The organism is Oricola indica, assembly GCF_019966595.1.
GTDB classification, from domain to species: domain Bacteria; phylum Pseudomonadota; class Alphaproteobacteria; order Rhizobiales; family Rhizobiaceae; genus Oricola; species Oricola indica.
The window spans coordinates 859,847-882,993 of sequence record NZ_JAINFJ010000001.1 but is presented as its reverse complement, the minus strand read 5'-3'; the positions used below and the strand labels follow the sequence as shown (position 1 = coordinate 882,993).

The 23,147-nt window shown below is 64.1% G+C and carries 26 protein-coding genes; 17 read left to right on the top strand and 9 right to left on the bottom strand.

The genetic code is table 11. The features are described from left to right. Position 1: 1 nt before the first annotated feature. The gene (locus tag LC343_RS04210) at positions 2-1,015 is read right to left on the bottom strand and encodes an AAA family ATPase (protein ID WP_223475834.1); all 1,014 of its coding nucleotides are present in this window, start codon (positions 1,013-1,015) and stop codon (positions 2-4) included. A gap of 140 nt (positions 1,016-1,155) precedes the next feature. Between LC343_RS04210 and LC343_RS04205 the strand changes: the two genes are divergently transcribed. The 3 genes from LC343_RS04205 to LC343_RS04195 are packed head-to-tail and all read left to right on the top strand — an operon-like array spanning position 1,156 to position 3,675. Next, positions 1,156-1,779 carry a DUF1285 domain-containing protein gene (locus LC343_RS04205; protein WP_223475833.1) on the top strand — a complete coding sequence of 208 codons (624 nt, stop codon included), beginning with the start codon at positions 1,156-1,158 and terminating at the stop codon, positions 1,777-1,779. After that, the gene (locus tag LC343_RS04200; RefSeq protein WP_223475832.1) at positions 1,776-2,426 is read left to right on the top strand and encodes a CoA pyrophosphatase; all 651 of its coding nucleotides are present in this window, start codon (positions 1,776-1,778) and stop codon (positions 2,424-2,426) included. Before LC343_RS04205 ends, LC343_RS04200 begins: the two co-directional genes overlap by 4 nt. Next, complete coding sequence (locus tag LC343_RS04195; protein ID WP_428982494.1) at positions 2,419-3,675, top strand: CCA tRNA nucleotidyltransferase; 1,257 nt, start codon at positions 2,419-2,421, stop codon at positions 3,673-3,675. Before LC343_RS04200 ends, LC343_RS04195 begins: the two co-directional genes overlap by 8 nt. Here the strand turns inward: LC343_RS04195 and LC343_RS04190 are convergent. Both LC343_RS04190 and hemF read right to left on the bottom strand, forming a co-directional pair. After that, entirely contained in the window at positions 3,667-3,849 is a 183-nt protein-coding gene (locus tag LC343_RS04190) for a DUF1059 domain-containing protein (RefSeq protein WP_223475830.1), read from the bottom strand. The two genes, LC343_RS04195 and LC343_RS04190, sit on opposite strands and share 9 nt — an antisense overlap. A 96-nt stretch (positions 3,850-3,945) precedes the next feature. Next, positions 3,946-4,860 (bottom strand): oxygen-dependent coproporphyrinogen oxidase, encoded by a 915-nt coding sequence (hemF, locus tag LC343_RS04185; RefSeq protein WP_223475829.1) that lies wholly within the window; start codon positions 4,858-4,860, stop codon positions 3,946-3,948. Positions 4,861-5,007: 147 nt separating this feature from the next. Between hemF and LC343_RS04180 the strand changes: the two genes are divergently transcribed. Both LC343_RS04180 and LC343_RS04175 read left to right on the top strand, forming a co-directional pair. Next, positions 5,008-5,259: a hypothetical protein gene (locus LC343_RS04180; RefSeq protein WP_223475828.1), complete on the top strand. Its 252-nt coding sequence runs from the start codon at positions 5,008-5,010 to the stop codon at positions 5,257-5,259. A gap of 13 nt (positions 5,260-5,272) precedes the next feature. After that, positions 5,273-5,728 (top strand): GNAT family N-acetyltransferase, encoded by a 456-nt coding sequence (locus tag LC343_RS04175; protein ID WP_223475827.1) that lies wholly within the window; start codon positions 5,273-5,275, stop codon positions 5,726-5,728. 151 nt (positions 5,729-5,879) lie between these two features. Here LC343_RS04175 and LC343_RS04170 read toward each other — a convergent pair whose 3' ends face one another. Next, positions 5,880-6,308 carry a MarR family winged helix-turn-helix transcriptional regulator gene (locus LC343_RS04170; protein WP_223475826.1) on the bottom strand — a complete coding sequence of 143 codons (429 nt, stop codon included), beginning with the start codon at positions 6,306-6,308 and terminating at the stop codon, positions 5,880-5,882. 72 nt (positions 6,309-6,380) lie between these two features. On the opposite strand from LC343_RS04170, the gene LC343_RS04165 reads away from it, so the two are divergent. After that, positions 6,381-6,824 (top strand): hypothetical protein, encoded by a 444-nt coding sequence (locus LC343_RS04165; RefSeq protein ID WP_223475825.1) that lies wholly within the window; start codon positions 6,381-6,383, stop codon positions 6,822-6,824. A gap of 6 nt (positions 6,825-6,830) precedes the next feature. Here the strand turns inward: LC343_RS04165 and LC343_RS04160 are convergent, their stop codons facing one another. Then, positions 6,831-7,304 (bottom strand): tRNA (cytidine(34)-2'-O)-methyltransferase, encoded by a 474-nt coding sequence (locus LC343_RS04160; RefSeq protein WP_223475824.1) that lies wholly within the window; start codon positions 7,302-7,304, stop codon positions 6,831-6,833. A gap of 421 nt (positions 7,305-7,725) precedes the next feature. Here LC343_RS04160 and LC343_RS04155 point away from each other — a divergent pair, with 421 nt between their 5' ends. From LC343_RS04155 to LC343_RS04115, 9 genes are all read left to right on the top strand, one after another. Next, positions 7,726-9,573, top strand: a complete 1,848-nt coding sequence (locus LC343_RS04155) for an ABC transporter ATP-binding protein (RefSeq protein WP_223475823.1) — start codon at positions 7,726-7,728, stop codon at positions 9,571-9,573. Between the two features lie 47 nt (positions 9,574-9,620). Continuing rightward, entirely contained in the window at positions 9,621-11,480 is a 1,860-nt protein-coding gene (locus LC343_RS04150; protein WP_428982507.1) for an ABC transporter ATP-binding protein, read from the top strand. A gap of 179 nt (positions 11,481-11,659) precedes the next feature. After that, the gene (gene petA, locus LC343_RS04145; RefSeq protein WP_223475821.1) at positions 11,660-12,217 is read left to right on the top strand and encodes a ubiquinol-cytochrome c reductase iron-sulfur subunit; all 558 of its coding nucleotides are present in this window, start codon (positions 11,660-11,662) and stop codon (positions 12,215-12,217) included. A 10-nt stretch (positions 12,218-12,227) separates the two neighbouring features. Then, positions 12,228-13,541, top strand: coding sequence for a cytochrome b (locus LC343_RS04140; protein ID WP_223475820.1), 1,314 nt, complete (start codon positions 12,228-12,230; stop codon positions 13,539-13,541). 32 nt (positions 13,542-13,573) lie between these two features. After that, entirely contained in the window at positions 13,574-14,434 is an 861-nt protein-coding gene (locus LC343_RS04135; RefSeq protein WP_223475819.1) for a cytochrome c1, read from the top strand. Between the two features lie 111 nt (positions 14,435-14,545). Beyond that, a complete protein-coding gene (locus LC343_RS04130) occupies positions 14,546-15,085 on the top strand; it encodes an adenine phosphoribosyltransferase (RefSeq protein WP_223475818.1) in 540 nt (179 codons plus the stop codon). Between the two features lie 4 nt (positions 15,086-15,089). Continuing rightward, positions 15,090-15,797 carry a DUF599 domain-containing protein gene (locus LC343_RS04125; protein ID WP_223475817.1) on the top strand — a complete coding sequence of 236 codons (708 nt, stop codon included), beginning with the start codon at positions 15,090-15,092 and terminating at the stop codon, positions 15,795-15,797. 28 nt (positions 15,798-15,825) lie between these two features. Then, positions 15,826-16,488 (top strand): Crp/Fnr family transcriptional regulator, encoded by a 663-nt coding sequence (locus tag LC343_RS04120; protein WP_223475816.1) that lies wholly within the window; start codon positions 15,826-15,828, stop codon positions 16,486-16,488. A 90-nt stretch (positions 16,489-16,578) separates the two neighbouring features. Further along, complete coding sequence (locus tag LC343_RS04115) at positions 16,579-16,791, top strand: YgaP family membrane protein (protein WP_223475815.1); 213 nt, start codon at positions 16,579-16,581, stop codon at positions 16,789-16,791. Positions 16,792-16,854: 63 nt separating this feature from the next. On the opposite strand, the gene ychF is transcribed toward LC343_RS04115, so the two are convergent. From ychF to LC343_RS04100, 3 genes are read right to left on the bottom strand one after another with little or no spacing between them, the layout of a single operon-like run. Beyond that, positions 16,855-17,958: a redox-regulated ATPase YchF gene (gene ychF, locus LC343_RS04110; protein ID WP_223475814.1), complete on the bottom strand. Its 1,104-nt coding sequence runs from the start codon at positions 17,956-17,958 to the stop codon at positions 16,855-16,857. Between the two features lie 4 nt (positions 17,959-17,962). Continuing rightward, on the bottom strand, positions 17,963-18,685 hold the full coding sequence (pth, locus tag LC343_RS04105; protein WP_223475813.1) for an aminoacyl-tRNA hydrolase: 723 nt from the start codon (positions 18,683-18,685) through the stop codon (positions 17,963-17,965). A 38-nt stretch (positions 18,686-18,723) separates the two neighbouring features. Continuing rightward, positions 18,724-19,386: a 50S ribosomal protein L25/general stress protein Ctc gene (locus LC343_RS04100; protein ID WP_223475812.1), complete on the bottom strand. Its 663-nt coding sequence runs from the start codon at positions 19,384-19,386 to the stop codon at positions 18,724-18,726. Between the two features lie 244 nt (positions 19,387-19,630). Here LC343_RS04100 and ltaE point away from each other — a divergent pair, with 244 nt between their 5' ends. Then, positions 19,631-20,701 carry a low-specificity L-threonine aldolase gene (gene ltaE, locus LC343_RS04095; protein ID WP_223475811.1) on the top strand — a complete coding sequence of 357 codons (1,071 nt, stop codon included), beginning with the start codon at positions 19,631-19,633 and terminating at the stop codon, positions 20,699-20,701. A 64-nt stretch (positions 20,702-20,765) separates the two neighbouring features. Then, on the top strand, positions 20,766-22,088 hold the full coding sequence (gene chrA / locus LC343_RS04090) for a chromate efflux transporter (RefSeq protein ID WP_223475810.1): 1,323 nt from the start codon (positions 20,766-20,768) through the stop codon (positions 22,086-22,088). Here chrA and LC343_RS04085 read toward each other — a convergent pair whose 3' ends face one another. Further along, a complete protein-coding gene (locus LC343_RS04085; protein WP_223475809.1) occupies positions 22,089-23,027 on the bottom strand; it encodes a ribose-phosphate pyrophosphokinase in 939 nt (312 codons plus the stop codon). Between the last annotated feature and the right edge of the window lie 120 nt (positions 23,028-23,147).

Here is a 23,147-nt window from a genome sequence, read left to right as displayed (position 1 = left end):
GTCAGGCCCGGTCCAGCGACTTGACGAGATCGGAGATCACGTCGCGCACGCTGACGCCTTCGGCGCGGGCCGCGAAAGTAAGCGCCATGCGGTGCTGCAGGATCGGTTCGGCGAGCGCCTTGACGTCGTCCACCGAAGGCGCGAACCGGCCGTCGTAGAGCGCGCGGGCGCGCGAGCACAGCATCAGCGCCTGGCTGGCGCGCGGTCCCGGTCCCCAGGCGACATGGGCATCCGTCGCCGCGTGTCCGGTACCGGGGCGCGCCGAGCGCACCAGGTCGAGGATCGCGTCGACCACGCTTTCGGGTACGGGCATGCGGCGCACGAGCTGTTGCAGCGCCAACAGCTTGTCGGCGGTGAAGACCGCGCTTGCGTGTTGGTCGCGCGTGCCGGTCGTCTCCAGCAGGATCTGCCGCTCGGCGTCCAGCGAGGGATAGTCCACATCGATTTGAAGCAGGAACCGGTCGAGCTGCGCTTCGGGCAGCGGGTAGGTGCCTTCCTGTTCGAGCGGGTTCTGGGTCGCCAGTACGTGGAAGGGCTGCGGCAGGTCATGGCGTTCGCCGCCGAAGGTCACGTGATATTCCTGCATCGCCTGCAGCAGCGCGGACTGTGTACGCGGGCTGGCGCGGTTGATCTCGTCGGCCATCAGCAACTGGGTGAAGATCGGGCCGCGCACGAAGCGGAAAGAGCGCTTGCCGTCCTCGGTCTGTTCGAGCACCTCGGAGCCGAGAATGTCGGAGGGCATCAGGTCGGGCGTGAACTGAATGCGCCCGGCGGAAATGCCGAGCACGGTGCCGAGCGTGTCGACCAGCTTGGTCTTGGCGAGGCCGGGCACGCCGACGAGCAGCGCGTGGCCGCCCGAAAGGATCGCGACGATGGCGTTCTCGACAACCGTTTCCTGGCCGAAGATCACCTTGCCGATCTCCGCCCGCATCGCCTTGATGCCGTCCAGCGCCTGTTCGGCTTCGGCGATCACCTCGGATTCGGTCAGCGTTTCGCCGGAACTCTGGGTGCTCATGCGCGTCTCCATCTGTAGGCCGGAAAGTCGGGGCCGAATTCAAAGGTAATTCAGTGTGGGGTGCTGACAAGCCGCTATCGACTGACTAATTCGTGAGTTGGACGGTTTTTCCACGCCGATTTATCCAAATGATGAGAGAAATGACCAAATCAGGCGAGGGCAAGGCGGAAGAAGGGACCGGAGACATCTCCGGCCTGCAGGCATTGTTGTCCCGTGCGGTGCAGGGCTCGAAGGGCCTGCCGCCCGTCGAAAAGTGGCATCCGGACAATTGCGGCGCCATCGACATGCGCATCGCCGCCGACGGGACTTGGTTCTATCTCGGCACGCCGATCGGGCGCATGCCGCTTGTGCGGCTGTTCTCGACGGTGCTGCGCAAGGACGAGGACGGCAAGACCTATCTCGTCACGCCGGTCGAAAAGATCGAGATCACGGTGGACGACGCGCCGTTCCTCGCCGTCGAGATGCATGTGGACAATCGCGGGCCGCACCAGGCGCTGACGTTTCGTACCAATGTCGGCGACGTGGTCGAGGCGGGGCCGGACCATCCGATCCGTTTCGAGGAGGAAGAGGGCAGCGACGGGCTCAAGCCCTATCTGCATGTGCGCGGCCGGCTGGAGGCGCTGGTCAGCCGCGCTGTCATGTACGATCTCGTCGAACTGGGCGAGACGATCGAAATCGACGGGCGTGACGTGTTCGCCATCCGCTCGGGCGGGGCGACATTCTCGGTGATGCCGGCCGAGGACCTCGAAAGGGCGATCCGGTGACGGCAGGCGGAACGGCCTCGATCGGGCGGGACTTCACGGTCGGCGAGTTTCGCGCGCGGGCCGCTTCGCGCGGCTGGCATGCCGATGCGGACGATTTCGGTGATCATCATCTCAATCCGGGGATCACCGAGGAATTGCGCACAAGGCCGTTCCGCGACGCCGCGGTGCTGATCCCGGTTATCGACCATTCGGCCGCACCGACCGTGCTTCTGACCAAGCGCTCGGCGGCACTGCGCACGCATTCCGGCCAGATCGCCTTTCCCGGCGGACGGATCGACCCCGGGGATGGCAACGCGGAGACGGCGGCGCTGCGCGAATGCGAGGAAGAAACGGGCATTGGCGCGGAGCATGTCGAGATCGTCGGCCGATTGCCGGACTACATGGCCGGGTCGGGTTTCCGGATCTATCCGATCCTGTCGGTACTGAAGCCCGGTTTCGAGTTGCGGCCCAACCCGCACGAGGTGGACGCGGTCTTCGAGGTGCCGCTTTCCTTCCTGATGGACGAAGCCAACCATGCGCAGGGCAGCCGGATCGTCGCCGGGCACATGCGCCACTATTTCGAGATGCCCTATGGCGACTGGTACATCTGGGGCGTGACGGCCGGTATCATCCGGCTGATGTATGAAAGGCTCTATTCCGGTGAGTGAAGCGAGGATCGAGGCCGACTGGCTTCGCGATCCGGTGCTGCAGAAGATCCTGGCGATCCTCGGCGGTGACGGAGAGGAAGCGCGGGTGGTCGGCGGGGCGGTGCGCAACCACCTGCTGGACCAGCCGATCGGCGATGTGGACATCGCAACGACCTGCGTGCCCGAAGAGACGGTGCGACGCGCCGAAGCGGCGGGAATGCGCATCGTGCCGACCGGCATCGAGCATGGAACGGTCATCATCGTTGCGGACCATCGCGGTTTCGAGGCGACCACGCTGCGCGAGGATGTCGAGACCGACGGGCGGCGCGCGAAGGTGCGGTTCGGCCGCGACTGGGACGGGGATGCCCGGCGACGCGATTTCACGGTCAACGCGCTCTACTGCGAGGCGGACGGGCGGATCGTCGATCCGGTCGGCGGGCTTGCGGATATCGAGGCGAGGGCGATCCGTTTCATCGGCGAGCCGGAGGAGCGCATTCGCGAGGATTATCTGCGCATCCTCCGGTTTTTCCGGTTCTTCGCATGGTACGGCCACGGCCGGCCGGATTCGCATGGGCTCCTGGCCTGCGCCCGGCTGAAGGACGGTCTGGATGGACTGTCGGCCGAACGGGTCTGGACGGAGATGCGCCGGCTTCTGGAAGCGCCCGATCCGTCGCGGGCCATCCTGTGGATGCGGCAGGCGGGCGTGTTGAGCCGGGTCTTGCCGGAATCGGAGAAATGGGGAACCGACGCGCTGCCCGGGCTGATCGGAGCGGAAGAGGCGTTCGGCTGGAAGGTTGATCCGCTGTTGCGGCTGGCCTCGATCATCCCGCACCGGGCGGAAAGTGCGGCGGCTGTCGCGGCGCGCTGGAAACTCGCCAATGCGGATCGCGACCGCCTGATCGACTGGGCGGAGGCGCCGGAGATCGCGCCGGAGATTTCGGAAGGGGTGCTGGCGAAGCTGCTTTATCGAAGCAAACCCGGCGCGGTGCTGGACCGGCTGAAGCTGGCGCTCGCCCTGGCGCGCAGCAAGGCGAACGAGAACGCCGCATGGCTGGACGTTGTCGCCGGACAGGTCCGGTCGCTGCGCTTTGCGGAGAACTGGTCGCGGCCGACATTTCCGCTGTCGGGCGCGGACATGGCCAAAATCGGCTTCAAGCAAGGCCCGGAGATGGGCCGGGCCCTGCGGGATCTCGAGGATCGCTGGATCGAGAGCGGGTTCCGCCTGGATCGCGAAACCCTGCTCGATGCGGCACGGCAGCTGTCAGGATGACGCCGTGTCGGCCTCGCGAATGTGCGCCTTGATCTGATCGACGGTCGATTCGCGGACCGTCATGCCGTCATGCGCGCTGCGCAGGTGTTCGGCGGCGCGGCGGACGATTTCCGCCTCTTCCTCGGAATGGGTCTGCCAGGAACAGCCCGGAACGATGCATTCGTACTGTTTCATGGTGTTTCTCCTCCATGCTCTGGAACCTTGTCGGTACCGCGCAAAGTTGACGCCAATGTGCCGGTCGGGCGCATTGATGTGCGTCAAGGCCGTTTCTTACGGCCACCTCACGGCGGGCGGCATGGAAGAGAGGATGGAGTCGACATTGCCGCCGGTCTTCAGGCCGAAGATCGTGCCGCGGTCGTAAAGCAGGTTGAACTCGACATAGCGGCCGCGGCGCACGAGTTGTTCCTCGCGGTCCTCGTCGCTCCAGGGCTCGTTGAAATTCTTGCGTACCAGATGCGGGTAGAGGATCAGGAAGGTGCGTCCGACATCCTGCGTGAAGGCGAAATCGGCCTCCCAGCCGCCGGCTTCGTCCGCCGAATGCTGCCAGTCGTAGAAGATGCCGCCCGTGCCGCGCGGCTCGTCGCGATGCGGCAGGTAGAAATAATCGTCGCACCACTGCTTGTATTTCGGATAGTCGGCGACGGGGTGTTTCGAGCAGGTCAGCTCGAAGGATTTGTGGAAGGCGACCGTGTCGGCGTCGTCCTGGGTGCGGCGGCGGTCGAGCACCGGCGTCAGGTCCGCGCCACCGCCGAACCACCAACTCGTCGTGACGACCATGCGGGTGTTCATGTGAACGGCGGGAACGTTCGGGTTCTGCGGATGGGCGATCAGCGAGATGCCGGAAGCCCAGAATCGGGGATCGGCCTCGGCGCCGGGGATCTGCTTGCGGAATTCGGGCGAGAACTCGCCATGGACGGTCGAGGTGTGCACGCCGACCTTCTCGAAGACGCGGCCATACAGCATCGACATGATACCGCCGCCGCCCGCACCGTTGTCGCGTTGCCACGGCCGGCGCTCGAAGCGGCCGGGCGCGTAGTCGGCGAAGGGTCCGGAAAGATCGTCCTCGATGGCCTCGAAGGCGGCGCAGATCTCATCGCGCAATTCTCCGAACCACGCGCTGGCCGCCGCCATCTTTTCCTCGATGTCGTCCGGCAAGCCTGTCGGCAAGTCGGGTCTTTGCTGCATGGCGGACTCTCGATTCGGCGCGGTCACGGACTTGTCCCGGGTTAACGATTCGCGAGATCGATTCCAAGCCCGCGATTCGCTCTTGCACGTCGGAATTGACAGCCGGGCGGCACGATCTAAACTTGAGCCATTGCGGGGAACAGAATCATGCTTCCACCCAAACCGCCGCGAAAGGCCGTCGGCCGCCAGCTCGCGAGAAGCCGCGAAATCTCGACATCGCGATCCGACAGCTTTGTGCGCGAAACCTACCGCCTTTATCGCCCCGACGCCCGCCGCAAGGCCCGCGAATGGTTCGATCAGTACCCGAAAGCCGCCTACTGGACGCAGGTCGAAAGCTGGCGCGTGCTGGATGGCGACGTTATCGAATTCACCATGCGGCGCCTGCCGACCGCCGACTGACAGAAGATCATCCATGACAGACATGCACACGACCTGCCGGCGCGCCGTGACGCGCGACGACCTCGCCGCCTGCTTCGCCATCCGCGAGGCGGTTTTCATCGGCGAACAGAATGTCGACGCCGAACTCGAGCGCGACGGGCTCGACGACGACTGCATCCACTACCTTGCCGAGGCCGGCGGCCGCGCCGTCGGCACCGCCCGGGTGCGCGTGCTTGACGATTGCTACAAGTTCCAGCGCGTCGCGGTTCTCAAGGCTGCGCGCGGCCGCAATGTCGGCGCGGCGCTAATGCGGTTCATGATGGCCGACCTCGCCGCAACCGACGAAAACAGCGGCCGCCACTTCTTCCTGTCCAGCCAGGTGCACGCCGTGCCCTTTTACGAGCGGCTGGGCTTTGCCGTGTGCTCTGACGAGTATCCGGAGGCGGGCATCCCGCATCGCGACATGCGCGCGGAGATGGGGAAGGGCTGACCTGCCAAGACAGGAGCCCGGTCGGTGTTTTCGCCGATTGGCGCAGGTAGGGCAATCGCGCGCCCAAGCTGCATCTTGGCTGGTCCGTGAAAGGCGTTCGCTTCAATGTTCGGCTTCTCATCGGCGACGAAGAAAAACCCCTTATACGATTCTAATCCTGCAATGCCCCGATCACCCGGCTCATCAACGAGACGAAGGCCTGGCGCTCTTCGGGGGAAAGGGCTGACAGCGCTTCTTCGTTGACCCCTGTCGCGGCGCTTGTTGCGTCCTCCTGCAGGGCTTTCGCCTTCGGCGTCAGGCGGACCAGTTGGGCGCGGCGGTCTTCGGGGTTTTCGGTGCGCGTGATCAGGCCGTCGCGCTCCATGCGTTTCAGCGTGTTGGCCATGGTCGCCTGTTCGACGTCGAGGCGCTGGACGAGGTCTTTCTGGGTCAGGCCGTCATCTTCCCACAATTCCAGAAGCGTCATGAACTGGGCCGGGGCGAGGCCCAACGGGCGGATGCGGTCGTGCAGGGCGAGCGCGAAAAGCCGCGCCATGTGGTTGGCGAGGTAGCCGGCCGACGCATCTTTTTTGAAATCCATGTCGGTGGATAGCATTGCATAGCAGGCTATTCAATATTATTTACATAGCAAGCTATGCAAATGGAGGCTGACATGAAGAAACGCATTCACGCCGTCGCGGGCGCACTCGCCCTGGCGACCATCACCCTGTTCTGGACATCGACGGTGGCCAGCGAATTGTTCGGCTCTGCGGCGCAGATCGCCGCGGTCAAGACCGGCGTTCTCTACGGGCTCGCGATCCTCGTTCCGGCCATGGCGGTCGCTGGGGGAACCGGCTTTTCGCTCGGCGCGAAATGGCGCGGCCCGGTCGTTGCGCGCAAAAGGACGCGTATGAAGATCATCGCGGCGACGGGCATCCTCGTGCTCGTGCCGAGCGCCATCTTTCTCGCCATGAAGGCGGGGCAGGGCGAATTCGACACGGCATTCATGGTCGTGCAGGCGGTGGAACTGGTCGCCGGCGCGTCGAACATCGCGCTGCTCGGCCTGAACATGCGCGACGGGCTCGCGATGCGCCGTCCGAAGCGGCAGGCCGCGTGATCGCGGTCAGGGTTGCCAGGCGAGTTGCCGCATGGCCTCGCCGGCGACCATTGCCGCCGAGAGGGCGAGATTGATGGAGCGCGCGCCTTCGGCCATGGGGATCGTCAGGCGGATGTCCGCCGCGTCATGGACGGCGTCCGGTACGCCGACGCTTTCGCGGCCGAAGAGAAGAATGTCGTAATCGCGGAACTCATGCGCCGTGTAGGGCGCCGACGCCTGCGTCGTCAGCAGGACAAGCCGCCGGTTCTCCGTCGTGCGCCAGGCGTCGAAAGCCTCCCAGTTGAGATGCCGGTGCATTGTCGCCATTTCGAGATAGTCCATGCCGGCACGTTTCAGGGCGCGGTCGGAGAGGTCGAAGCCGGCGGGCTCGATGACATGCACCGCCGCGCCGAGGCAGGCGGCCAGCCGCAGGATCGCGCCGGTATTGCCCGGAATGTCCGGCTGGTAGAGGGCGATGTGAAGTGTCGGCGTGTCGGTCATCTGGCGTCAGTGGCTGGCAGGAGCGGCGCGGTGTTGCCGATCCGCACTAGTCTTGGCGGACCGCTCGGTATAAGTAGCGATCTTCAACCGCAAGCCAAGGAGGCGACGATGGAATACATTCCAATGCATGCGCGCGTCGCGCTCCCCACAGGCGATCTGCTGCGTCCACGGACGCCCAGCGTCATTCTCGCCTGACAAGCCAGCGGTTCGAACACAGCCTGTGAATTCTTTCGTGACCGCCGGTTTTGGTTCCACCAGAACGGTTTACGGTCATGCCCCATTGCTCTGAGTTCATTGTTTTCGCGTCCGCATTCCCGGCTTTGCCGGTGCCGGGCCCGTCACGCCGTTCCGCGCTGTCGCGCATCCCGTCATTCTCGCCGAACCTTTGTTCGTCGCCATATCGCTTTTCATGAGGTCCGCCATGTTCTCGTGGTTTGAAAACAGAATCGACCCCTTTCCCGCCGAGCAGCCCGAGCAGCCGCCGTCGACCCTGCTTGCCTTCTGCTGGCATTACACCAAGGGCATCTGGCCCTGGCTGGCGATCACGTCGGTGTTGATCGCCGGGATATCCGCGGTGCAGGTCGCGCTGTTCGGATTCCTCGGCAACATCGTCGATTGGCTCGCCAGTGCCGACCGCGCGACTTTCCTCGCGGATGAAGGCTGGACGCTGTTCTGGATGGGGGCGGTGATTCTCGTCCTCCTGCCGCTGCTCAGCCTCGGCCATACATTCATCATGCACCAGACGATCTTCGGCAACTACCCGATGATCATCCGCTGGAAGGCGCATCGCTACCTGCTCGGCCAGAGCTTCTCCTTCTACCAGGACGAGTTTGCGGGCCGCGTGGCGACCAAGATGATGCAGGCCGCGCTCGGCGTTCGCGAGACGGTGGTCAAGATCCTCGACGTCTTCATCTATGTGGCGGTCTATTTCACCGGCGCGTTGCTGCTGGTCGGGTCGCTCGATGTCTGGATGATGCTGCCCTTCGTGGTGTGGCTGGTCTTCTATGTAGTCCTGCTGCGCCATTTCCTGCCGAAAATGCGGGCGATCTCGGAGCTGCAGTCCAATGCCCGTTCGTCGATGACCGGGCGGATCGTCGACAGCTACACCAATATCATGACGGTGAAGCTGTTCGCCCATGCCGGACGCGAGGAGACCTATGCGCGCGATGCGATGGACGACTTCCTGCAAACCGTTCATCCGCAGATGCGCTACGTCACCATGCTGAACACCGGGCTCGACGTGTCGAACTCGCTGCTACTGTTCTCCGTCGGTGCCATCGGCATCGTCTCCTGGACGGCCGGTTCGGCCAGCGTCGGCGCGCTGGCGGTCGCCATCGGGCTGGTGCTGCGGCTGGAAGGCATGGCGCACTGGGTCATGTGGGAACTGGCGGGCCTGTTCGAGAATATCGGCATGGCGCAGGACGGCATGGGCACGATCGCGCGTCCGCGCATCGTGTCCGACGCGCCGGACGCCAAGACGCTGGTCGTCAAGGAAGGCCGGATCGACTTCGAAAACATCCGCTTTCACTACGGAAAGGATGGCGGCGTGATCGAGGATCTGAGCCTGTCTGTGGCGCCCGGAGAGAAGGTGGGCCTTGTCGGACGGTCCGGCGCGGGTAAATCAACGCTGATGAACGTGCTTTTGCGCCTCTACGATCTCGAGGGCGGTCAGATCCTGATCGACGGCCAGGACATTGCCGGCGTGACGCAGGATTCCCTGCGCTCGCAGATCGGCGTCGTGACCCAGGACACCTCGCTCCTGCACCGGTCCGTGCGCGACAACATCGCCTACGGCAAGCCGGACGCCACCGAGGAGGAAATCGTCGCGGCGGCCAAGCGGGCCAATGCGCATGACTATATCCTCGATCTCGTCGATCTTCAGGGCCGGACCGGCTATGACGCGCATGTCGGCGAGAGAGGCGTGAAACTTTCGGGCGGCCAGCGTCAGCGCATCGCGATCGCGCGGGTCTTCCTGAAAAATGCCCCGATCCTCGTGCTCGACGAGGCCACGTCCGCGCTCGATTCCGAAGTGGAGGCGGCGATCCAGGACAACCTTTATGCCCTCATGGAAGGAAAGACAGTGATCGCGATCGCGCACCGGCTATCCACGATCTCCAGCCTCGACCGGCTGGTGGTGCTCGACAAGGGGCATATCGTCGAAGAGGGCACGCATGAGGCTCTTGCCGGGTCGGAAGGGATCTACGCGCAATTGTGGGCGCGCCAGTCCGGCGGCTTCATCGATGCAACAGAGGCTGTCGCTGCGGAATGAGCAATCGTTACAGGCCCGGGCAGGAGCCGGACACGCGCTATCGTGACATGGACCACCCGGTCTGGAACCGGGTGGAACGCTTCGTCGACCCGTTTTCCGATCCGGGGCGCGAATTGCTGCCGCAGACGGCGTGGGGCTTCATCCTCTATTTCGCCAACCAGGCGCGGTGGCCCTTCATCATCCTGCTGGTCGTTGGCGGGCTGGTCGGCGGAGTGGACGCGGCGCTCTACTGGTCGGTCGGCTGGCTGATCGACATTCTCGACAACACGTCGCCGGAAGCGCTGCTCCGCGACCACTGGCACCAGCTCGCGGGGCTTGCGGCGCTGCTACTGGTCGTGCGCGCCGTCGTGATGATCGGCTCGGCGGTGATCGAGCAGCAGGTGATCGTGCCGCGCTTCTACACGATGATCCGCTGGCAGGCCTTTCGCCGTGTGATCGAGCAGCCCTACACCTTCTACCAGAACGATTTCGCCGGCCGCATCGCGACCAAGATCATGCAGGCGGGCGAATCGACGGGCGATTTTATCGTCACGTCGCTGCAGGCGATGTGGTCGTTCCTGACATTCGTCATCCTGACCACCACGATCTTGACCACGCTCGACTGGCGCATGGGCGTGGTCGTGGCGGTGTGGGGCATGGGCTATGCGGCGATCATCCGCTTCCTGCTGCCGCGCCTGCGCCGCGCCGGCAAGGAGAACGCCAACGAGCGCGCCGTGCTCAACGGGCGCATGGTGGACATCTTCACCAATATCCTGTCGGTCAAGCTGTTCGACAGCCGCCAGCGCGAGCATGGTGGTATCCGGTCGGCGCTCACCAATTATCTGAGCGCGGTGACGCATCTGACGCGGATGATCACGACCGTGCGCGCCTCGGTGGCGCTGCTCAACGGCTTCATGATGACGGGCGTGGCCGCGCTGGCCATCTCCTCGTGGATGAACGGTGCGCTTTCGACCGGCGCAATCGCGGCGACGATGGGTCTCGTTTTCCGGCTCAACCAGATGTCGGGCTGGATGATGTTCAACATCAATGGCCTGATCCGCGCCTATTCGACCGTCCAGGATGCGACGGAGACCGTCTCCGTCGTGCCGTCGATTCGCGACCGGTCCGACGCGATCGAGATGCCGAAATCGTCCGGCCGCATCCGTTTCGACAAGGTGCAGTTCCATTACGGCAAGAAGAATGGCGAATTGTTCGACGGCCTGACCGTGGAGATCGAGCCGGGCGAGAAGGTCGGGCTGGTCGGTCCGTCGGGGGCGGGGAAATCGACCTTCGTCAACCTGCTGTTGCGTCTCTACGACGTGGAGAGCGGGCGCATCCTGCTCGACGATCACGACATTCGCGACCTCACCCAGGGATCGCTGCGCGAGCAGTTCGGCGTCGTCAGCCAGGAGCCGTCGCTGATGCATCGCTCGCTGCGCGAGAACATTTCCTATGGAAAACTGGGCGCAACCGAAGCGGAGATCGTCGAGGCGGCGAAGAAGGCCCACGCGCATGAATTCATCATGGGCGTCGAGGACCCGAAGGGCCGGCGCGGCTATGACGCGCATGTCGGCGAACGCGGCATCAAACTGTCGGGCGGCCAGCGTCAGCGCGTGGCGATTGCCCGGGTGATGCTCAAGGACGCGCCGATCCTGATCCTCGACGAAGCGACCTCGGCGCTCGATTCGGATATCGAGGCGGCGATCCAGGAAAATCTGCAGGGCCTGATGGCCGGCAAGACGGTCGTCGCCATCGCGCACCGTCTTTCGACGATCGCCGCGATGGACCGCCTGATCGTCATGGATCGCGGCGAAATCGTCGAGATGGGAACGCACGCCCAGCTTGTGAAGCGCCCGGACGGCCTCTATGCCCGGCTGTGGGCGCGGCAGTCCGGCGGTTTTCTTGCACTCGGCGAAGCTGCGGAATAAGCCCGCTTTTCCACGAAAAAACAGCGCGACATGTTGCCATCATCCGATGGTCGAGGCTGGACAAGCGCGTCCTTCCGAAATAAGGGATCGCGGGGGACGTGGCTGCGGGCGCGGGCACTTGCCTGTGCCTGTCCTGACCGCCCGCAGACACAGTGACTGTACCGGAAAGGAATGCTCCTGTGAGCGAAGAAACAATCACCGCTGATGAGACAACGCGCCGCGACTTCATCTACGTCGCCACCGGGATGCTCGGTGTGGTCGGCGCGGCGGGTCTCGCCTGGCCCTTTATCGACCAGATGCGCCCGGACGCGGCTGTCCGCGCGGCCGGCCAGCCTGTCGATATCGACATTTCGTCCATCGAGCCCGGTGCGGCCATCATCGTGACCTGGCGCGGCAAGCCGTATTTCGTGCGCCGCCTGACCGAGGCGGAGATCGGCGCGGTTACCGAACTGCCCGAGAGCGACCTCAAGGATCCGGCACCGGCGGAACCGCGCATTGGCGGTCCGGCCGACGAAGCCACCAAGGACTGGGTCGTCGTCGCCGCGAACTGCACGCATCTGGGCTGCATTCCCAAGGTGGTCGATACGGGCGCCGATGGGTGGAACTGCCCCTGCCACGGCTCGGTGTTCGACTTCACCGGCCGCATCCTGCGCGGACCTGCGCCGATCAACCTGCCACAGCCGCCGCACGTCTTCGCAGACGCTTCGACGCTGACCATCGGCACAGACACCGTATAGGAGCCCGAGCATGAGCACTTACGAAGCACACGGCACCTACACGCCGACCTCGGGTATCGGCAAATGGGTCGATGCCCGCATGCCGCTGCCGCGGATGATGTACGACTCGTTCGTCGCCTATCCCGTGCCGCGCAACCTGAATTACGCCTATACGTTCGGCGGCATTCTCTCTTTCATGCTGATCTCGCAGATCCTGACCGGTGTCGTGCTGGCGATGCATTACGTCGCCTCGACCGGCCTGGCCTTCACGAGCGTCGAAAACATCATGCGCGACGTGAACCATGGCTGGCTGTTGCGCTACATGCACTCCAACGGCGCATCCTTCTTCTTCGTCGCGGTCTATCTGCACATGTTCCGCGGCATGTATTACGGCTCCTACAAGGCGCCGCGCGAACTGCTCTGGATCCTCGGCTGCATCATCTACCTGCTGATGATGGCGACCGGCTTCATGGGCTACGTGCTGCCTTGGGGACAGATGTCCTTCTGGGGCGCTACCGTTATCACCGGCTTCTTCACCGCCTTCCCGGTGGTCGGCCAGCCGATCCAGGAACTGCTTCTCGGCGGTTACGCGGTCGGCGATCCGACGCTCAACCGGTTCTTCTCGCTGCACTACCTGCTGCCCTTCATGATCGCGGGTGTCGTTATCCTGCACGTCTGGGCGCTGCATGTGACCGGCCAGACGAACCCGACCGGCATCGAGGTGAAATCCAAGACGGACACGGTGGCCTTCACGCCTTACGCGACCATCAAGGACGCGTTCGCGATGATGGTCTTCTTCGTCGTGTTCGCCTACTTCGTCTTCTACCTGCCGAACTATCTGGGCCACCCGGACAACTACATCGAAGCCAACCCGCTGGTGACGCCGGCGCATATCGTGCCCGAATGGTACTTCCTGCCGTTCTACGCGATGCTGCGCGCCATCACCTTCAATGTCGGCCCGATCGACTCCAAGCTTGGCGGCGTGCTCGTCATGTTCGGTTCGATCGCGCTCTTGTTCATCATGCCCTGGCTCGACACGTCCAAGGTGCGCTCGGCGGTCTATCGTCCGTGGTACAAGCTGTTCTTCTGGATCTTCGTCGCCAACGCCATCTTCCTCGGATGGCTGGGCTCGAAGCCGGCCGAAGGCGTCTACACCATGATGGCGCAGATCGCGACGCTCTACTACTTCGTCTTCTTCCTGATCATTCTGCCGGTCCTCGGCCTGATCGAAACGCCGCGCAGGCTGCCGAATTCGATCACCGAGGCGGTGCTGGAGCGCAACCGCAAGAGCGGCGCCCAGCAGGTCGCGAGCGGAACCGCCGCATCGCCGGAAACGAGGGGATGAGCCGCGTGGCGCAAACTTACGGGAACAGAACAATGAAACATGTCATTGCCACGATCGGCGCTGCGGCGCTCGCCATGGCGCTCGTCCTGCCCGGTGCCAATGCGGCGGAAGAGGAAGGCGAACAGCACACGGTCCACTATCCGCTGAAGAAGCCGGTGGAGCAGGACTGGAGCTTCGCGGGGCCGTTCGGCAAATACGACAAGGGCCAGCTGCAGCGCGGCTTCAAGGTCTATGCCAATGTCTGCTCGGCCTGCCATTCGCTCAAGCGCGTTGCCTTCCGCGACTTCCACGAGCTTGGCTATTCCGAAGAGGAAGTGGACGCCATCGCGGCCGGTTACGATGTCGAGGACGGACCGAATGCGGACGGCGAGATGTTCACGCGTCCGGGCCTTCCGACGGATTATTTCCCGAGCCCCTACGAGAACGAGGAACAGGCCAAGGTCGCCAACAATGGCGCGATTCCGCCGGACTTCTCGCTGATTGCCAAGGCACGCGGCGTCGAGCGCGGTTTCCCGCTGTTCGTCTTCGACGTGTTCACGCAATATGCGGAGGGCGGCCCGGACTACATCTATTCGCTGCTGACGGGCTATGGCGAAGAGCCGGCTGAGCATGTCGTTGTTCCGGACGGGCTCTATTACAACCCGCATTTCGGTTCGGGCGTGGCGCTCGCAATGGCGCAGCCGCTCTATGGCGACGATGTCGAGTATGACGACGGCACGCCCGCGACGATCGAGCAGGAAGCGAAGGATGTCGCTGCGTTCCTGATGTGGGCGGCCGAGCCGCACATGACCGAGCGCAAGGAAATGGGCTTCCGGGTGATGCTCTTCCTCATCATCTTCGCGGCGTTCCTGTACCTCGCCAAGAAGCAGGTATGGTCGCGCGTCGATCACTGACGAAAGCGGGAATTCCGATTGCGAAAAGGGCGCTCGAGCGCCCTTTTCTTTTGCCCTGTATAAGGACATGATCCGCAGCGATTTGTATCGGTGCGGACGGAAAGGCACAAAATGAGCTTGCGTGACACTCTCGAAGCGGCAATCCGCACGATCCCGGATTATCCGAAACCGGGAGTCATGTTTCGGGATATCACCACGCTTCTGGGCGATGCCCGGGCGTTCCGTCGCTCGATCGACGAAATGGTTCATCCCTATGCCGGCACCAAGATCGACAAGATCGCCGGCGTCGAGGCGCGGGGCTTCATTCTCGGCGGAGCGATGTCGCACCAATTGTCGGCGGGCTTCGTGCCGATCCGCAAGAAAGGCAAGCTGCCGCACGAGACGGTGCGCATCGCCTACAGCCTCGAATACGGCGTCGACGAAATGGAGATGCACAAGGATGCGGTCAAGCAGGGCGAGCGGGTCATTCTCGTGGATGATCTGATCGCCACGGGCGGAACGGCCGAAGGTGCGGTCAAGCTGCTGCAACAGATGGGCGCGGAGGTCGTGGCGGCCTGTTTCGTGATTGATCTGCCCGATCTCGGCGGGCGCAGCAAGATCGAGGCGCTCGGCGTGCCGGTCCAAACCCTGATCGAGTTCGAGGGCGACTAGCGCCTTGCCCGCTGGAGCCATGGACGCGATCTTCTCCATCATCACAGCAAGCGACCTTGTCGCGCTCGGCTTTTTCATTGTTGCGTGGCTCGCCTTCGAGGCGCTGGTCGATTATTCCGGCTGGCGTAAAACCAGCCTCTCCGGTCTGATGGCCATCCGTCGCCGCGAGTGGATGATGACGCTGGTGGAGCGCGATCTGCGGATGATCGACACGGCGATCGTCACCGGCTTGCAACAGGGCTCGGCCTATTTCGGGTCGGCTTCGATCCTGGCGATCGGCGGCTGTCTGGCGCTGCTCAGCTCTGCAGACGCGGTGCTGCAGATCTATCGCGACATCCCGTTCACCGAGGCGGTTTCGCGCGGCGTGTACGAAATCAAGGTGTTCGGCCTGACGACGATCTTCGTCTACGCCTTCTTCAAGTTCGGCTGGGCCTACCGGCTGTTCAACTACTGCTCGATCCTGATCGGCGGCGTGCGTCACACGCAGGACTCCTCGTATGACGAGCGGCGAACGGCGGCGCTGAGGGCCGCCGAAATGAACATCATCGCCAGCCGCCATTTCACCGCGGGCATGCGGGCGATCTTCTTCGGACTTGCCTATCTCGGCTGGTTTCTCGGGCCCTGGGCGCTTATCGTAACGACATCTTTCGTCATCGCGGTCCTCGTGCGCAGGCAGTATTTTTCCGGTGCCCGCCGGGTCCTGCTGGATTGAGGCGGAGCGCCTGGTCAGGAGGAAAGCCGTGGCAGACTGGATCGCCGGAACAGCCTATCAGAACATTTTCGAGGCTTCGGCCGGCCAGGCGCTCGACACGCTGGCGCCGCAGCTCTTCAAGGCCGGCACGGTGCTGTTTCGCCCCGGCGACGCGCCGTTCGGCTTCGTGCTGATCATCTCGGGCAGGGTGAACGTCTTCCTCAACAGCCGGACCGGGCGCGAATTGCTGCTCTATTCGGTCGATCCGGGCGAAACATGCGTCCAGACGACGCTCGGTCTCCTGGGCGCGCAGAGCTATACGGGCGAGGCGATCGCCGACACGGACGTGGTCGCCGTCGTCGTCCCGCCGTCCATGTTCGACACGCTGATGGCTACGTCGGAGAAATTCCGTCGCTTTGTCTTTCGCGCCTTCGCCGACCGGCTCGGCGAAATGACGCAGTTCCTCGAGATGGTTGCCTTTGTACGGGTGGAGCGCCGGCTCGCGCAATGGCTGCTCGCGCGCGCTGGAAAGGACGGCGAGGTGAAGGCGACGCATGCCGAGATCGCCTCGGCGATCGGCTCGGCGCGTGAGGTCGTCTCGCGCCGGCTGGAGGCACTGTCAGCAAGAGGCATCGTCTTGCCGGAACGCGGCGTGGTGCGGATCGTGTCGCCCGATGCGTTGCGACGGGTCGCGGGTGGGCCTGACGAATAGAAATGCGGCCTTCGGTGACATGGTCACCGACGGCGCCCGCGAAATGTGCTTTCCTGTCTGCACAGAAACCGCCATCGAGAGGATAGCGAAATGTTCAAGAACAATATGGGCGGCACAGACCGTGCCATCCGCGCCATTGCCGGAGTCATTCTGGTCGCTCTGTTTTTCATGGGCACGGTAACGGGCGTGCTGGGCTGGATCGCCCTCATCGTCGGTATCGTGCTTCTGGCGACGGCCGCGCTCGGCTGGTGTCCGCCCTACACGCTGCTCGGCATCAATACCTGCAGCACCAAGAAGGCCTGACGGCTTTCGCCGTCCGCCTTGCTCGGCATTCATGCAGGCGCGGCAGGCAGCCGCGCCTGACACTCAGACGTTGAACTTGAACAGCATCACGTCGCCGTCCTGAACGAGGTATTCCTTGCCCTCGTCGCGGGCCTTGCCGGCTTCCTTGGCCGCGACCTCGCCGCCGAGCGATACATAGTCGTCATAGGCAATGGTCTGGGCGCGGATGAAACCCTTTTCGAAATCGGTGTGGATGACGCCCGCGGCCTGCGGCGCCTTGGCGCCCTTCTTCACGGTCCATGCGCGGGTTTCCTTCGGCCCGGCGGTGAAGAAGGTCAGCAGGTCGAGCAGCCGGTAGCCTTCGCGGATCAGGCGGTCGAGACCCGGCTCTTCCAGTCCCATCGCCTCCATGTATTCGCGTGCCTCGGCGTCGTCGAGTTGGGCTATCTCCGCCTCGATCGCGGCCGAGATAACGACGGTGCGTCCACCCTGCTCGGCGGCCATTTTGTCGACGGCCTGAGAGTGCTCGTTTCCGGTCGCGGCATCATCCTCGGCGACGTTGCAGACATAGAGAACCGGCTTGGAGGTCAGCAGGTTCAGGCTTTTCAGGATGGCGAGGTCCTCGGCTGCGATACCGTCGAGCATCACGCGGACGGGCTTGGAGTCCTGCAGCAGCGCCAGCGCCTGTTCCATGACCGGAAGGATCGTCGTCGCTTCCTTGTCCTTGCCGGTGGCGCGCTTGCGGATCTGCACGATGCGGCGCTCGAGGCTGTCAAGGTCGGCCAGCATGAGCTCCGTCTCGACCGTCTCCGCGTCCGAGACCGGGTCGATGCGGCCTTCGACATGGGTGATGTCGTCATCCTCGAAACAGCGCAGCACGTGCACGATGGCGTCGACCTCGCGGATATTGGCGAGGAACTGGTTGCCGAGACCTTCGCCCTTGGAGGCACCGCGCACGAGGCCCGCGATATCGACGAAATTGATGCGGGTCGGGATGATCTCCTTCGATTTCGTGGCGGCGGCGATCTTCGACAATCGCTCGTCCGGCACGGCGACCTCGCCGGTATTCGGCTCGATCGTGCAGAAGGGATAGTTCGCGGCCTGGGCGGCCGCCGTCTTCGTCAGCGCGTTGAAAAGCGTCGACTTGCCGACATTCGGCAGGCCGACAATGCCGCATTTGAAACCCATCAGGTCAGTCCTTTTTCCCCAGCAACTTGTTCAGCATGTCCGCCATCGGCCCGCTTGCGGGCGCCTGCGGCGTCTGCTGACGCGCCTGGCGGATATGGCTCTGCTTTCCAGCGGGCTTCGCGGTCTCCGCCGGCTTCTTCTTTCGTGCGGCCATGTCGTCTCCCAGCGCGAGCGCGGTCTTGTTCATGAACCCGGAATTGTCGCCCCTGACGATCATTCCGGCATGTTCGCCGACAGTGTCCAGCAGCGTATCGAGCCACGCCTGGTCGGCCTTTGCGAAATCTCCCAGCACGTAGCCGTGCACGCGTTCCTTCGATCCCGGGTGGCCGATACCGAGGCGGACGCGCCGGTAGTCCTTGCCGCAATGCGCGTCGATGGACCGGATGCCGTTATGGCCGCCGGAGCCGCCGCCCGTCTTGATGCGTACCTTGCCGGGCGCCAGGTCGAGTTCGTCGTAGAGCACGACGAGGTCCTCGGGACCGAGCTTGTAGAAGCGGAGTGCCTCGCCGACGGCCTGGCCGGAATTGTTCATGAAGGTCAGCGGCTTGATCACAAGAACCTTCTCGCCTTCGAGCCGGCCTTCGCTGATCTCGGCGTTGAACTTCTTCTGCCAGGGGCTGAAAGACGCATGGCGGCGAACGATCGCGTCCGCCGCCATGAAGCCGATATTGTGCCGGTTCGCGGCGTATTTCGGTCCCGGATTGCCTAGGCCTGCGATGACAAGCATGGGTCAGCCGGCTCCGATAGGCCGGGCGGGGGGTGTTATTACTCCCCGCCTTCCTCTTCGGTTTCTTCCTCGCCGACGACTGCGACCTCATCCGGTGCCGCCTCGTCTTCCGCTTCGTCCTCTTCGCTCTTCAGGCCAGCAGGTGTGGCGATGGTGGCGATGGTGAAGTCGCGGTCGGTGATCGTCGGATGGACGTTCTCGGGAAGCGCGATCGAGGAGATCTTGATCGCGTCGCCGAGTTCGAGACCCGTGAGATCGGCCGAGAAGTATTCCGGGATATCGCTGGCCGGGCAGGTGACTTCCACCTCGTGGCGAACCGTGTTGAGCACGCCGCCTCTGGTGATGCCGGGGCAGTCATCCTCGTTGATGAAGTGAACCGGAATGTTGACGGTCACCTCGGTCTTCGCGGAGATTCGCAGGAAGTCGACATGGATAATGAAGTCGCGAACCGGCTCAAGGTCATAGGCCTTGGGCAGGACGCGGTGTTTCTTGCCGTCGATTTCGATTTCCGCCAGCGTGGTCATAAAGCCGCCGCCGTGGATTTTCATCGCCACTTCCTTGTAGGGAAGCGTGATGGAGAGGGGCTCCTTGTTGTCACCATAGATGACAGCGGGAATTTTACCGTTGCGCCGAATTGCCCGGGCGGACCCCTTACCGACCCGTTCGCGCGCCTCGGCCTTGAGCACGTATGCTTCGCTCATGGCATTTCCTTTCGAGGACGTAATCTGGAGTGTTTTTCTGTTGCCGGAAAAACCAAAGCCGGTCGCCCGGCCTTGCCGCGCTGCCTCCAAGGGTGTCTGCGCGGATGGGGGCGCTATAGTGGAAACATGGCCGGGTTGCAAGATGCGGGCGGTCGTTCCGGCGTCGTGACACGACGCTGTGCTTGTATCGCGCGACGAACCGGTGCAGCACAATGGCCAGACGACGAGAAAGGATGTGTGCCGCATGTATGGGGACATGGCCAGCCAGAAGGACACGCAGGGCCGAAACAGCGTGATCGACCTGCGTAGCGATACCGTGACTCGCCCCGTTCCCGCGATGCGCGCGGCGATGGCGGAGGCGGAGGTCGGCGACGATGTTTATGGCGAAGATCCGAGCGTCGCCGCGCTGGAGAAGCGCGTCGCGTCGCTGCTCGGCAAGGAGGCCGCCCTTTTTGTGCCGTCCGGGACCCAGAGCAACCTGCTCGCGCTGCTGACGCATTGCGCCCGCGGGGAGGAGATCATCACCGGGCGCGAATACCATGTCTGCAAATACGAGGCGGGCGGGTCGTCGGCGCTCGGAGGCGCGATCCTGACGCCGCTCGACGGGGACGCCAATGGCGGATTGACCGCGCAGGCGGTCGCGGCGGCGATCAAGGATCCCGACGATATCCATTTCCCGCTCTCGCGCCTGGTGAGCCTCGAAAACACATGGAACGGCCGCGTTCAGGACCAGGCGGAGATCGTGCGTATCGCCGAGGTCGCGCGCGAGAACGGTCTTGCGGTCCATCTCGACGGCGCGCGGCTGATGAACGCGTCGGTGGCGTCGGGTCTGGCGCCGGCCGATCTTGCCGCGCCGTTCGACACGGTGTCGCTGTGCCTGTCGAAAGGGCTCGGCGCGCCGGTCGGCTCGGTTTTGAGCGGACCGGTCGATTTCATCCATCGCGCGCGGCGCATTCGCAAGATGCTGGGCGGTGGCATGCGCCAGGCTGGGATCCTCGCCGCCGGTGGGCTCTACGCGCTCGACCACCATGTCGAGCGGCTGGCCGAGGATCATGCCAATGCGCGCGCGCTCGCGGAGGGCTTGTCCGGGATCGAGGGGCTTGAAGCGGACTATCCCGAAACCGGGACCAACATGGTGTTCCTGAGGCTGTCGCCGGACCGGTTCGGTGCTTTCAAGGCGGCGATGACCGAAGCGGGCGTGCTGATGGGTGGCCGCGCCCCGCTCATCCGCCTCGTCACGCATCTGGACGTCTCGGCCAACGATGTCGGGCGGATCGTGGAGGCGGCGGCCGGCGCGTTCGGCGCGCGGCGCTGAAGCGCTTCAGGGTCATCCTCCTGTCATGCGTTGTGGCGACAGGAGTACCGGAAACGGGAAACGCATGATCGTCACGCCGGAAGGAAAACACCCGCATGTCAGCGCCGGCGAGGCCGCAAGGGCCTTCGCGCGGATCGGTCTTCTGTCGTTTGGCGGTCCGGCGGCGCAGATCTCTGTGATGCACCGGGTTCTCGTCGAGGAGAAAAAGTGGCTCGACGAGCCGCGTTTCCTGCATGCGCTGAATTTCTGCATGCTGCTTCCGGGCCCCGAGGCGATGCAACTCGCCACCTATGCGGGCTGGCTGATGCATGGCGTGCGTGGTGGGCTTGTCGCCGGCCTGCTGTTCATCCTGCCGGGCCTTGCGATGATGCTGACCCTTTCGGCGGCCTTCGTCCTGTATGGCGACGTGCCGGTGGTGACCGGACTTCTCTTCGGCCTCCAGGCGGCGGTTCTGGCGGTTGTGGCCGATGCCCTCGTCAAGGTGTCGAAACGGGCGCTGGCGACCCGGTTGATGTGGGGTGTCGCGGTCACCGCCTTCGTCGCCATCGCGTTCCTGAAGGCGCCGTTCCCGCTGATCGTGATTGGCGCGGCGCTCGGTGGCATTGCGCTGACCCGTTTCAGGCCGGACGCAATCAAGACGGCAACTGCCGAAGGGGCAATGCTGCCCGAGCGTGCCCCACTCGGCGCGACACTCCGCACGACGCTGACATGGCTCGGGATCTGGCTGGTGCCGCTCGCAGCGCTTCTTGCCGCCTTCGGGCAGGGGCATGTGCTGGCCGATGCCGCATTGTTCTTTTCCAAGACCGCGGTGGTGACCTTCGGCGGCGCCTATGCCGTTCTGGCCTATGTCGGCCAGCAGGCGGTCGAGCAATTCGGCTGGCTGCGGCCGGACGAGATGCTGGCGGGGCTCGGGCTGGCCGAAACGACGCTCGGCCCGCTGGTCCTCGTGCTCGTTTTCGTCGGGTTCCTCGCCGGGGCGGGTATCGAGGGGCTCGGCCCGCTGACGGGCGGGCTGCTTGGCGGGCTTGTCGCCGCCTTCTTCACCTTTGCGCCATGCTTCCTGTGGATCTTCGCCGGTGCGCCGCATGTCGAGGCGCTGCGCCATGTGCGCTGGCTCGCCGCCGGGCTGGCGGCCATCACCGCGGCCGTGGTCGGCGTGATCGCGAACCTCGCCGTCTGGTTCGGCCTGCATGTGCTGTTCGGCGATTATCCGGAATGGCGCTTCGGGCCGGTCCATCTGCCGTCGCCGGACGTGTCGCAGCTCGATGTCTTCGCCCTGGCGATCGCGCTTGCGGCGGGCGTCGCGCTGGTCCGGTTCAGGGCGAATATGCTCGTCGTGCTGGCGGCAGCGTCGCTTGCCGGGCTCGCGGTACAGGCGTTTCGCTGATCAGTCGAACAGGGAGGAGACCGATTGTTCGTGCGATGTGCGCGCGATGGCCTCGCCGATCAGGTCGGTGACCGACAGGACGCGGATATTGGGCGCGGATTCGACGGCGGCGGTCGGCTGGATGGAATCGGTGATGACAAGCTCGGTCAGCTTCGATCCCATGATGCGGTTGACCGCGCCGCCGGACAGGACGCCATGCGTAATATAGGCGGTGACGCTCTTTGCGCCCTTTGCGAGCAGCGCATCGGCGGCGTTGCACAGCGTGCCGCCGGAATCGATGATGTCGTCGATCAGGAAGCAGGCCTTGCCCTCGATGTCGCCGATGACGTTCATCACTTCCGATTCGCCGGGCCGTTCGCGGCGCTTGTCGACGATGGCGAGCAGCGTGTCGTCGAGCCGTTTCGACAGGGCGCGCGCGCGCACCACGCCGCCGACGTCGGGCGAGACGACCATTACGCTCGACAGGTCCTTGTAACGGGCGCGGATGTCGCGGGCCATGACCGGGACGGCATAGAGGTTGTCGGTCGGAATATCGAAGAAACCCTGGATCTGGCCGGCATGCAGGTCGAGCGTGAGAACGCGGTCCGCGCCGGAGCGGGTGATCAGGTTGGCGACCAGCTTTGCCGAGATCGGCGTGCGGCCGGAGGTGCGGCGGTCCTGACGGGCATAGCCGAAATAGGGCAGGACGGCTGTGATCCGGCGCGCCGAGGAGCGGCGGAACGCATCGATCATGATGAGCAGTTCCATCAGGTGATCGTTTGCGGGGTATGACGTGGACTGCAGGATGAAGACGTCTTCGCCGCGGACGTTTTCCTGGATCTCGACGAAGATTTCCTCGTCGGCGAAGCGGCGAACGCTGGCGCGGCCGACGCTCATCCCCAGATACTTGGCAACATTCTCAGCGAGTTGGCGATTGGAGTTGCCAGCAAACAGTTTCATTGCGCCCTGCCGGTGCGATCTGTGGATAACTTGGCGCGGGTTTTACAGCCATGGCCTTGCATTGCAAGGCGTGTGTGCGGTTTCGCACCGCAAAAAAGCGGAGAGATTGTTTTCAGCCCG

Excerpts from the sequence above, each read along its gene's own strand:
- LC343_RS04210 (WP_223475834.1), bottom strand. The coding sequence starts at position 1,015 with ATGAGCACCCAGAGTTCCGGCGAAACGCTGACCGAATCCGAGGTGATC.
- LC343_RS04155 (WP_223475823.1), top strand. The coding sequence starts at position 7,726 with ATGTTCTCGTGGTTTGAAAACAGAATCGACCCCTTTCCCGCCGAGCAG.
- hemF (WP_223475829.1), bottom strand. The coding sequence starts at position 4,860 with ATGCAGCAAAGACCCGACTTGCCGACAGGCTTGCCGGACGACATCGAG.
- LC343_RS04100 (WP_223475812.1), bottom strand. The coding sequence starts at position 19,386 with ATGAGCGAAGCATACGTGCTCAAGGCCGAGGCGCGCGAACGGGTCGGT.
- pth (WP_223475813.1), bottom strand. The coding sequence starts at position 18,685 with ATGCTTGTCATCGCAGGCCTAGGCAATCCGGGACCGAAATACGCCGCG.
- LC343_RS04190 (WP_223475830.1), bottom strand. The coding sequence starts at position 3,849 with ATGAAACAGTACGAATGCATCGTTCCGGGCTGTTCCTGGCAGACCCAT.
- LC343_RS04115 (WP_223475815.1), top strand. The coding sequence starts at position 16,579 with ATGTTCAAGAACAATATGGGCGGCACAGACCGTGCCATCCGCGCCATT.
- ychF (WP_223475814.1), bottom strand. The coding sequence starts at position 17,958 with ATGGGTTTCAAATGCGGCATTGTCGGCCTGCCGAATGTCGGCAAGTCG.
- LC343_RS04140 (WP_223475820.1), top strand. The coding sequence starts at position 12,228 with ATGAGCACTTACGAAGCACACGGCACCTACACGCCGACCTCGGGTATC.
- LC343_RS04130 (WP_223475818.1), top strand. The coding sequence starts at position 14,546 with ATGAGCTTGCGTGACACTCTCGAAGCGGCAATCCGCACGATCCCGGAT.
- ltaE (WP_223475811.1), top strand. The coding sequence starts at position 19,631 with ATGTATGGGGACATGGCCAGCCAGAAGGACACGCAGGGCCGAAACAGC.
- LC343_RS04180 (WP_223475828.1), top strand. The coding sequence starts at position 5,008 with ATGCTTCCACCCAAACCGCCGCGAAAGGCCGTCGGCCGCCAGCTCGCG.
- LC343_RS04150 (WP_428982507.1), top strand. The coding sequence starts at position 9,621 with ATGGACCACCCGGTCTGGAACCGGGTGGAACGCTTCGTCGACCCGTTT.
- LC343_RS04160 (WP_223475824.1), bottom strand. The coding sequence starts at position 7,304 with ATGACCGACACGCCGACACTTCACATCGCCCTCTACCAGCCGGACATT.
- chrA (WP_223475810.1), top strand. The coding sequence starts at position 20,766 with ATGATCGTCACGCCGGAAGGAAAACACCCGCATGTCAGCGCCGGCGAG.
- LC343_RS04135 (WP_223475819.1), top strand. The coding sequence starts at position 13,574 with ATGAAACATGTCATTGCCACGATCGGCGCTGCGGCGCTCGCCATGGCG.
- LC343_RS04170 (WP_223475826.1), bottom strand. The coding sequence starts at position 6,308 with ATGGATTTCAAAAAAGATGCGTCGGCCGGCTACCTCGCCAACCACATG.
- LC343_RS04085 (WP_223475809.1), bottom strand. The coding sequence starts at position 23,027 with ATGAAACTGTTTGCTGGCAACTCCAATCGCCAACTCGCTGAGAATGTT.
- LC343_RS04165 (WP_223475825.1), top strand. The coding sequence starts at position 6,381 with ATGAAGAAACGCATTCACGCCGTCGCGGGCGCACTCGCCCTGGCGACC.
- LC343_RS04205 (WP_223475833.1), top strand. The coding sequence starts at position 1,156 with ATGACCAAATCAGGCGAGGGCAAGGCGGAAGAAGGGACCGGAGACATC.
- LC343_RS04175 (WP_223475827.1), top strand. The coding sequence starts at position 5,273 with ATGACAGACATGCACACGACCTGCCGGCGCGCCGTGACGCGCGACGAC.